The organism is Deltaproteobacteria bacterium (genome assembly GCA_009692615.1).
In the GTDB taxonomy this organism is placed as follows: Bacteria; Desulfobacterota; Binatia; order UBA9968; family UBA9968; genus DP-20.
In genome coordinates this window covers 1-8,909 of sequence record SHYW01000158.1, presented here as the reverse complement: position 1 = coordinate 8,909, position 8,909 = coordinate 1, and the positions used below count along the sequence as shown (strand labels likewise).

Genomic DNA, 8,909 nt, shown 5'->3' with positions numbered 1-8,909 from the left:
GCCTCAACCACGGTGATCTCGCTGCGATATACTCGTTGAATTACGTCTAGTCGTTTCTCGTCTTTCATTGTCAGGGTTGTCATCCTTCCACCCTGACATAATTACGTTGCCGTTAACCCCTGACATAATCACTTTGCTACAACATTGAACGCTCTAGCCCTTGACGCCACCCCACGATTCGCTGTTAGATAAGCGCATTAACACCGGCAACCAGGAGGTTTCCAGCGACAATGGCAATCCCAGGAGAAAAAGCGATTCAGATGGTACGTAGCGCGCATAACCAAGCGGCGCAGCTAGACATCGCGGTGACCGCGGTGGTGGTGGATCCGAGCGGGCGCATGATCGCCCTGGGGCGCATGGACAAAGCGCGGCCGATCACCGTCGAGATCGCCTTGAATAAAGCCTACACCGCGGCGAGCTTTCAACAGCCGACCAAAGATTTAGCCGGCGTCGCCAATCAAGCTTGGTTTCAAAGCCTGGTAGTTTCGAGCAGCGGTAAGATCATGCCCGGCGCTGGCGCGCTGCCGATCGCCGAAGGCGGCGCCATCGTCGGCGCCATTGCAGTCTCTGGCGGCACCGACGATCAAGATCAAAAATGCGCCGAAGTGGCGCTCGCCGGGTACCAAACATGAAGGATGAATTCGGGAGCTAGAATCCAGAAATCAGAAGCCGGAATTCAGAATTCTGACTTCTGATTTCTGACTTCTATTTTATTTTGCGGGAGAACTCACAATGTCCAAGGCAGAGAAAACCGAACCGGCAATAGGGAAAAATCGCAGCGCCGAATTCCCCACACCCTATCTCGGCCGCACCGTGCGCATGGTCGACCAGGTCGTCAATGTCGACATGAACCAGTCGCCCCATCCGAAAAATCAGCGCGGCGAATTGGGCAAGCCGTTGTTCAATTGGTATCACAACACGGTCTCTAAAGATCCGCTGACAAGAGTCTCGGCACCCAATCACTTCGCCGACCGCCGCCATTTTTTAAGCACCGTGGTCAATCAAGCGGCCAAAGGCAAAATCAATCCGAAGAAAATTCCGGTCAACGACCCCGCCGCCATGGCACGCCATATCAAGGCGGTGGCGCGCTACATGGGCGCCGACATCGTGCGCGTCGCCAAGGCGCATCCGTCGTTTCTCTACGCGTCGGGCGGCGGTCGCTATGTCCAAGACGGCACGGCGAAGGATGAGTACTCCGCCTACACGCCGGAGCAGTTGGCGCGCACGTTTCCCTACATCATCGTCGCCACCACGGCGTGGGACTACGACAAGCTGCAAGCGCACCGCCATTTGATCGGCGACGCGGCTTATCATGTGTCGCAAATCAAAGGCAACATGATCTTGAAGGCGCTGGAAGGTTACATCAAAGAACTCGGCTACACGGCGCTACGCGGCGTGGCGATCCCGCAAGCGGCGGGCATCGCCTCAGGCGTAGGCGAGCTCGGACGTAACGGATTGGTCATCAGTAAAGAATACGGCGCCCGCGTCCATATGCCCGACCCGATCATGACCGATCTGCCGCTCACCGCCGACGAGCCGATCGATATCGGCGTCGACGACTTCTGCAAAGTCTGCCGCAAGTGCGCCAACACCTGTCCGACCAACAGCATTCCGGTCGGCGACAAGGTCGTTCACAACGGCATCGAGAAATACAAAATCAACTGGCTCACCTGTTACAAACTGCGCCCCTACGTACACGATCATTGGGGCAGCTGTCTCACCTGCGCCACCGTCTGCCCTTACACCAAGCCGAAAACTTGGTGGCACAACATGGCGACCTCGGCGTTGCACTATTGTCCGTTCGCGCTGCGGCCGGTGCTGGTGAAATTTTTGAAATGGATCGACGACCGCTTTTGGGGTCTGGTTCGTAACGCGCGCGTCACGTGGCTAGGCTACGACTCCGGCGTCAAACCTGGCGAGCACGCCTGCACCGTCGCCGGTTGTAACGCGTCGCACGAGAAAGCCGGTGCCAAGGCTGTCGCCGGCGATGTCGGCTACTACGCGCCGCTCAAGGAAAACACCAATCGATTCGTCAAGCGAGAACCGTAAGTGAATTTCAAATTGCCCTGGTCCGCCAAGGACAATCACCAAGACGATCCTTATTGGGATTTTTTCCTCAACAGTGCGCCGGCCGATCGCACCAACACGGTCATCGAACTGATCCGTAACGCGCCGGCGGGAAATGTCTTTCCGACCAAAGCCGAACTGCACACGCCGGAGATCACCGCCAGCCACGTCAAAGGCATGGCGCAATACTTCGGCGCCGAGCTGATCGGCATCGCCAAGCTCGACAATCTTCCCCCTCTCCCACTGGGAGAGGGTCGGGGTGAGGGTCAGACAACGAGCAGCGAAGTGAACGACCTCCCCTTCGCCGTTCTCTGCGCCGTCCACGCCGACTACGATCCGCTTCGGGCCAAAGGCATCGGCGGCCAGATGCCCGTGCAAAACGGTCTGTTCATCACTTTCGTACTCAGTTCATGGATTCGCGAGTTAGGCTTTCGCGCCACGACGGTGCGTGACGGCAACGCCGACGCACTGGCGGCGAAAGCAAGATTGGGAACGTTGAATGGCGACGGCAGATTGGTGACACGCGAATTCGGCGCCAATGTTTACGTCGCCGACGCGATCTACACTGACTTACCGCTGGCCGCGGACGGCTAGCGCTTAGCGATTACAAATTACAGATTCCATATTCCAAATTCGCAATCCGAAATCTGTAATTTGTAATTTGACCATTGGAGCGAAGCAAGAACGAATGCCTTATATAATTACCGACCTCTGCACCAACGACGGAGCCTGCGTTGAAGTTTGTCCGGTCGCTTGCATCCACACCAAGCCCGGTGCGCCGCAGTTCTACATCGATCCGGAAGTTTGCATCGACTGCGAGCAGTGCGAGATCGTCTGCCCGGTCGACGCGATCTTCAAAGACATCGATATCCCGGCCCAGTACACCGACTACATCGAAGTCAACGCCGCCTTCTTCCGGCAGAACAAAGCCGCCATTGGCCCGGTACCCTTCGAGACGGCCTGGGCGATGATCGAGTCGAGTCACGAGTACGCCCAAATGGTCGGCGCCGCCGTCACCGCCGTAGTCGTCGACGAAGCCGGCGCGCCCATCGCCGTCGGCAAAATGGACAAAGCCGAAGCACTCAGCGCTGAACTCGCTTTCAACAAAGCTTACACCGCCGCGGCGTTTCATGTCGCCACCGCGACGCTGGTGGCGCAAGCGCGTCAACCGGTGATGCGCAGCCTAGCGATCTCTCATCGCGGTAAAATATTGCCCATGGCCGGCGCCCTGCCGATCGTCAGCGGCGTCACCATCGTCGGCGCCATCGGTATCGCCGGCGCCGCCCGCCCGGAACAAGACGCGCTGTGCTGTCGCGCCGGCATGTCGGTGTGGGAAAACGCGCACCACTAACCGCCCCAGTCGATTGAGTTGAATTATGTAGGGGCAACCCCCCGTGGTTGCCCTTCTTCTTTGAAGGACCCAATGGCACAAACAGCATCGGAGCAATATTTCTTCTCTGAGCCGAATCTCTTCAACCACGCCGTACAAGCAGGCGAATTTATTTTCCTCGCCCAAGACGCGCGCGGCGCGGACGGCACGATCCAATTGGCGCCCAGCGCCGAAGAGCAAACCAGCCAAACGCTTCTCAATCTCGACGTCGCGCTCCTGCCGTTTCGCCACTCGACCGCCGATCTGGTTAGCCTGTCGGTTTATATCGCCGACTACCGCGACGCTAGCGCCGTGGCCAAGACACTGCGTAGGCGCTTCGGCCGTTACAGTCCAGCGGTCAATTTCGTCGGCGTCTGCGCCCTGGAAGGCGGCTGCCGCGTGCGCATGGATGCCATCGCCACCACCAGCGAAGATCGCGAGAACTTCAAGGTCATCAATTTGCCGCTGACCATCGGCGCCGGCTGCCATGGCATGCGCGTCGGCAATTTTTTCTTTCTCTCCGGCATCGACGCTACCGACAAACAAGGCCGCATCGCTGGCGCGTCGACGATTCAAAACCAAACCAGCGAAGTGCTCACGCGCATCGAAAAAATCCTCCGCCGCCGCAAACTCAGTCTCGGCAATCTCTGCCGCACCTTCATGTTCATGCCCGGCACCAAGCACCGCCCCGGCTACGGCGAGGCGCGCAAGAAAATTTATCAGGGAGTGTTCGCCGAAGACGCCTTCCCGCCCAACTCGGGAATCTACATTCAATCTCTCGGCGGCGATATTTTGCTGCGCTCCATGGCCATCGCCTACCGCGGCGAGCAGAAAATCGTCACCAGCCCGAAGGTGCGTCTGGCGCCCGGTTCTTTTTCGCAATCGGTACGGGTCGGCGATTGGCTCTTTCTGGCTGGCCAAGATGCCGTGACGTTCGATCGCGTGGTTGAATGCGAAGGCAGCCTCGCCGGTCAGACCGAAGCCACATTGCGCCATACCAAAGACATCGTCGAAGCCGCCGGCGGCAGCTTGGACGACATCGTCAAGACAACTGTCTATCTAACCGAAGGAACCCATCGCGAAGAGTTCGCCGAAGCCTATCGCAAGTTTTTCGCCGCCCACAGCCGCAGCGGAATCATGCCGGCGGGATTAACCATGGTCGTCGAAGAATTATCGCCGCACTGTTGGGTCGAAATTGACTCGGTCGCGTTCATACCGCAACGCTAACGTCTGGCTAGCTATTCGATCAATAGCAGTAGCAATCCCACCACAACCATCACGGCGATAAATGTGCTTGCGGCGGCCCAGGCCGCGCCGAGAGGAAAGAAAAATACCACCACGATGACGCCGGCGGAGAGCGCGACCAACGCCGCGACCAGCACTCTGATCCACATCGCGCCGGTAAGCCATTGCTGCGGCCGCAATGCCGCCAATTTTTTCCTGTCGAATTTAGCAATCCAACTCATCCGCCTCGGCGCCGCGTTCGCCGCCGGCGCGCTTTTGACCTTGCGCCGCAGCCACAGCCAAATCAACGCAACCAGTAGAAGCGAAAAAAAAGCCGCGTAATAAAATAGCGCTTGCCCGAGAGTCATAAAAATCCTGCCTCACCGCTCTTTTTGGCGATTCGAGTAACAACCGACTGCAAGTCGAATTGTCGGTGCCTTGCCGGCTACGCACCAGCGAAAAACACGGTCACTCGACGGGAGAATTGTCGTGATTGGAAGGCCTTGAGCTATTTCGGTGCGATTGATGCGAAATTGCGAAAAACCATCGGAGCCACCTACGGCTCGGGCGCCGGGCTATTTCACGTCTGCCGGAAACAACTTCGACGCATGGTCGCGGTTCACCGCCTGAATGAAACTGTTGTCGTAAAACCGTTTTGGATCGACGCCCTTGCCTTTGCCATCCGGCGCATCGTCGAGCACCGCGCGGATCGCCGCCGGATCGATGGTCATGTCTTTGTTCCAGACGCGCAGTCCTTGCTGATAATTGTCGGCGAGGATTTTTGCGTCGGTGAGTTTCGAGTATTTCGATTCCAGCTTGCTCGCGTAGGCTTCGTCGTCGATGGCGCGTTTTACGCCGTCTAACAGCCCCATTAAAAAGGCTTTGACGGTGTTGGGATTTTTTTGCGTGAATTCGCGGGTCACGGCGGTGCCGGGTCCGATGATCTTCAAGCCTTCTTTGTAGTAATCGACGATCACCGGATAACCGTTTTGTTTGGCCATATCGGCCTGCGGCGGGGTATTGATCATGGCGTCGGAGTTGCCCAGGGTAAACGTCGAGTACGCCTGCGCCGGTGTGCCGTGAAACATCAACTTGATGTCCTTGGGAATCTCCATGCCGTACTTCCTGGCCGAGCCGCGCATGGCGATCTCGCCAAACGCGCCGGGCGAGGTCGTGGCCACGGTCTTGCCGCGCAACGCTTCGAAAGTCGTCACGCCTTTCTGACCGAACAGCATCAAGGAACTCTTATCGACACCGGCGGCGACGTAAATAATATCCGCACCGGCCAGCGTCGCCATCATCGCCGCCGATCCGCCCTGGTAGATATCGATCTTCGAAGAAAGCAGCCCTTGCACGGCAACGCCGGCACTCACCGCGCTGATGTTGACGCTCAGCCCATACTTAGCGAAGTAGCCCGCCTCATGAGCGATCAGCAACGGCATGGTCGTATGGGCAAACGCCGCCACGGCGATCTCCAAACTTTTCTTTTCCGGCTTGACCGCTTGCGCGTTGACGTTAGCGACCAGCAACCCAAGCATCGCCCACACCCAAACAATTCCCCGAAGCAACGTTTTCACGGTCATAATCGGAAACTCCTCCTGACTACTGGCAACTTATTTAATTTCGCCGGCAAACAACTTCGTCCCATACTCGCGATTGACCTGCTGAATCAGCGTATTGTCGAAGAACCGTTTGGGATCGGCGCTCTTGGCTTTGGCATCGGACGAGTCGTCGAGAACATTTCGAATCGCCGACGGATCGACGGTCATATCGCGGTTCCACACCCGCAGCCCTTGCTGATAGGTTTCGGTCAAAATATTCATGTCGGTCAACTTGGTATATTTGGCGCAGATCTTCTTAGCGTAATCTTCGTCGTCAACGGTGCGCCGCAGACCGTCGAGATAAGCCATCAAATAGGCCTTGAGCGTATTGGGATTTTTCTGGGCGAACTCGCGGATCACCGAAGTTCCTGGTCCGATGATTTTGAAACCGTCTTTGAAGTAATCGACGATCATCGGATAGCCCTTTTGCTTGGCCATATCGGTCTGCGGCGGCGTGATCACCAAACCTTCGGCGTTGCCGAGGAGAAACGTCGACAGTGCCTCCGCCGGCGTGCGGTGATAGAGCAGTTTAATATCCTTGCCCATCTCCAGGCCCATGCGCCGCGCCGTGCCGCGCACGGCGATTTCACCGAACGCGCCCGGCGAAGTCGTCGAGATCGCTTTACCGCGCAACGCTTCGAAGCTCGTGATGCCCTTCTGACCGAACAGATTGAGCGAACTCTTATCGACGGCGGCGGCCACGTAAATAATATCCGCGCCGGCGAGATTACCGGCGATGGCCGCCGCGCCGCCTTGATAAATATCGATGGTGCCGGAGATCACCCCTTGCACCGACACGCTGGCGCTCACTTGACTGATGTTGACGGTGAGACCGTGCTTGGCGAAATAGCCGGCCTCAAGAGTAACCAGCAGAGGCAAACTGGTCGAGCCGGTACCGGCGATGGCGACTTCCAAACGACTTTTTTCTGGCTTGATGTTCGGCGATTGCGCCATAGCGAAGCTGTCCCCAAATGCCAACATGAGAAGCATCTTCAGACAATAATGAATGACACGTCGCATCATTTGTTTTCCGCCAGGACTTGCTTGAGCAGTGTGAAATCGATGACGTCGTCAATCTTGACGTCCTTGCTGGTGGTCTGCTTGATCAAGCCGAGCTGATTCTTGATCGCGCTTTCTTTGCCCAGGCCGTCTGGACTGACGGTCTTGATCGAACGCAGGTAAGCGTTCTCCGCGATCGTGCGCGAAAGTTTCAACCAGTCCATGTAAAGCGCCACCGATTCGGCGCGATGGCTGAGAAAAAAACTCCCGGCCTTGACCATCGCCCGGATAAATCGCTTCACTTCATCGGAATTCTCTCGGAGTTTTTTGTCCGTCACGGTAATGCCGCTGAAGGGCACTTCGAATTTTCCTTCGATGTCGGCGAGCAGGCTGAAGCCTTTTTCTTCGGCGATGGCATGGAGCGGCACGGGCAACGGCGTCGCGTCGATGCTGCCGGCCAACAACGCTTGCAGGCGGATCGGCTCCCGGCCCATGGGAATGATGACGACATCCTTGTCGGGGTCCAAGCCGCCCGCTGAAAGCATCGCGCGCGTCGACGAATACACCGCGCCGGAAAAGCTGCTGACGCCGATCTTCTTGCCGCGCAGCTGGGCGACGGATTTGAATTCCGGCCGGGCGACCAACGTTAGATCGGCGAACTTGTGCGGCAGGTGGACGTTTTTGATCGGTAAACCTTGCGCCGCCGCAAGCATGCCGGAACCGCCGCCGAATAAAGTGTAATCGATCTCGCCGACGACTTGGCTCTTGAGCGCGAGATCGCTGGCGATGACCAAGAGAATCGGCCGCAGCCCTTGCTCATCGAAAAATCTCTGTTTGATGCCGGTCATCAAAGTCACCGACGCCATCGACGGCGGATAGGCAACTTTGACTTCCTTTAACTCACGCGCGCTCTGGGCGGCCATGGTCGCCGACGCCATCATCGATAAGACAACAACCAGCGCAAGCCGCAACGCTACGGCGCGCGAACATTTGGAATTTGGAATTTGCAATCTGGAATTGATCATCCCGCGCTCGGGTCGATGGCAATTACATCGAGGGCAAAATGCGCATTGCGTCCCGGCTGAGCGTTGGCATCGGCAACTTGGATGGCGATGCGCGCCGGGGGATCTTTGGGAAAATATTCCATCCAGACATCGTGAAACAGCAGGCGGTATTTCAGATCCTGCAAGCACAGAGTTACTTTGACCACATGCTCCAACCCGGCCCCTGCCGCGGCCAACAAGACTTTTAAATTTTCAAACGCCTGGCGCGCCTGCTCTTTAGTGTCGTTACTCTCGAAGTTGGTTACCGGATCGTTGCCGCGGATCGCCGAGAAAAAATATCAAGCCGCCGGCTTTGATTCCCTGAACCATGCCTTTGCCGTGGGACGGTCCTCCCGCCGGCGCCATCACAACCTCTCGCTTGAGCATCGATTTCTCCTTGTTGAACTGTTTTCCTGGCTTCTACCATGCCACGACACAACCAAACAATGGGAAATCACCGACGTGTTGTAGCAAAGTGATTATGTCAGGGGTTAACGGCAACGTAATTATGTCAGGGTGGAAGGATGACAACCCTGACAATGAAAGACGAGAAACGACTAGACGTAATTCAACGAGTATATCGCAGCGAGATCACCGTGGTTGAGG

General features: G+C 57.1%; 10 protein-coding genes. 5 read left to right on the top strand and 5 right to left on the bottom strand.

Translation table 11 applies throughout. The annotated features are described in order from the left end of the window. Positions 1-230 precede the first annotated feature (230 nt). The 5 genes from EXR70_23920 (at position 231) to EXR70_23900 (ending at position 4,663) form a co-directional block, all read left to right on the top strand. On the top strand, positions 231-632 hold the full coding sequence (locus EXR70_23920; protein MSP41544.1) for a heme-binding protein: 402 nt from the start codon (positions 231-233) through the stop codon (positions 630-632). 100 nt (positions 633-732) lie between these two features. Next, positions 733-2,049 (top strand): 4Fe-4S dicluster domain-containing protein, encoded by a 1,317-nt coding sequence (locus EXR70_23915; protein ID MSP41543.1) that lies wholly within the window; start codon positions 733-735, stop codon positions 2,047-2,049. Then, a complete protein-coding gene (locus tag EXR70_23910) occupies positions 2,050-2,661 on the top strand; it encodes a hypothetical protein (protein MSP41542.1) in 612 nt (203 codons plus the stop codon). A 94-nt stretch (positions 2,662-2,755) separates the two neighbouring features. Continuing rightward, on the top strand, positions 2,756-3,418 hold the full coding sequence (locus tag EXR70_23905; GenBank protein ID MSP41541.1) for a 4Fe-4S dicluster domain-containing protein: 663 nt from the start codon (positions 2,756-2,758) through the stop codon (positions 3,416-3,418). A 72-nt stretch (positions 3,419-3,490) separates the two neighbouring features. Beyond that, complete coding sequence (locus EXR70_23900; protein ID MSP41540.1) at positions 3,491-4,663, top strand: hypothetical protein; 1,173 nt, start codon at positions 3,491-3,493, stop codon at positions 4,661-4,663. Between the two features lie 11 nt (positions 4,664-4,674). Here EXR70_23900 and EXR70_23895 read toward each other — a convergent pair whose 3' ends face one another. The 5 genes from EXR70_23895 to EXR70_23875 form a co-directional block, all read right to left on the bottom strand. Beyond that, the gene (locus tag EXR70_23895) at positions 4,675-5,028 is read right to left on the bottom strand and encodes a hypothetical protein (GenBank protein MSP41539.1); all 354 of its coding nucleotides are present in this window, start codon (positions 5,026-5,028) and stop codon (positions 4,675-4,677) included. A gap of 207 nt (positions 5,029-5,235) precedes the next feature. Next, the gene (locus tag EXR70_23890; GenBank protein MSP41538.1) at positions 5,236-6,243 is read right to left on the bottom strand and encodes an ABC transporter substrate-binding protein; all 1,008 of its coding nucleotides are present in this window, start codon (positions 6,241-6,243) and stop codon (positions 5,236-5,238) included. Between the two features lie 30 nt (positions 6,244-6,273). Beyond that, positions 6,274-7,284, bottom strand: a complete 1,011-nt coding sequence (locus EXR70_23885) for an ABC transporter substrate-binding protein (protein ID MSP41537.1) — start codon at positions 7,282-7,284, stop codon at positions 6,274-6,276. Further along, complete coding sequence (locus EXR70_23880; protein ID MSP41536.1) at positions 7,281-8,285, bottom strand: ABC transporter substrate-binding protein; 1,005 nt, start codon at positions 8,283-8,285, stop codon at positions 7,281-7,283. Before EXR70_23880 ends, EXR70_23885 begins: the two co-directional genes overlap by 4 nt. After that, positions 8,282-8,587, bottom strand: coding sequence for a RidA family protein (locus tag EXR70_23875; protein ID MSP41535.1), 306 nt, complete (start codon positions 8,585-8,587; stop codon positions 8,282-8,284). Before EXR70_23875 ends, EXR70_23880 begins: the two co-directional genes overlap by 4 nt. Positions 8,588-8,909 lie beyond the last annotated feature (322 nt).

Excerpts from the sequence above, each read along its gene's own strand:
- EXR70_23920 (MSP41544.1), top strand. The coding sequence starts at position 231 with ATGGCAATCCCAGGAGAAAAAGCGATTCAGATGGTACGTAGCGCGCAT.
- EXR70_23915 (MSP41543.1), top strand. The coding sequence starts at position 733 with ATGTCCAAGGCAGAGAAAACCGAACCGGCAATAGGGAAAAATCGCAGC.
- EXR70_23905 (MSP41541.1), top strand. The coding sequence starts at position 2,756 with ATGCCTTATATAATTACCGACCTCTGCACCAACGACGGAGCCTGCGTT.
- EXR70_23900 (MSP41540.1), top strand. The coding sequence starts at position 3,491 with ATGGCACAAACAGCATCGGAGCAATATTTCTTCTCTGAGCCGAATCTC.
- EXR70_23895 (MSP41539.1), bottom strand. The coding sequence starts at position 5,028 with ATGACTCTCGGGCAAGCGCTATTTTATTACGCGGCTTTTTTTTCGCTT.
- EXR70_23890 (MSP41538.1), bottom strand. The coding sequence starts at position 6,243 with ATGACCGTGAAAACGTTGCTTCGGGGAATTGTTTGGGTGTGGGCGATG.
- EXR70_23885 (MSP41537.1), bottom strand. The coding sequence starts at position 7,284 with ATGATGCGACGTGTCATTCATTATTGTCTGAAGATGCTTCTCATGTTG.
- EXR70_23880 (MSP41536.1), bottom strand. The coding sequence starts at position 8,285 with ATGATCAATTCCAGATTGCAAATTCCAAATTCCAAATGTTCGCGCGCC.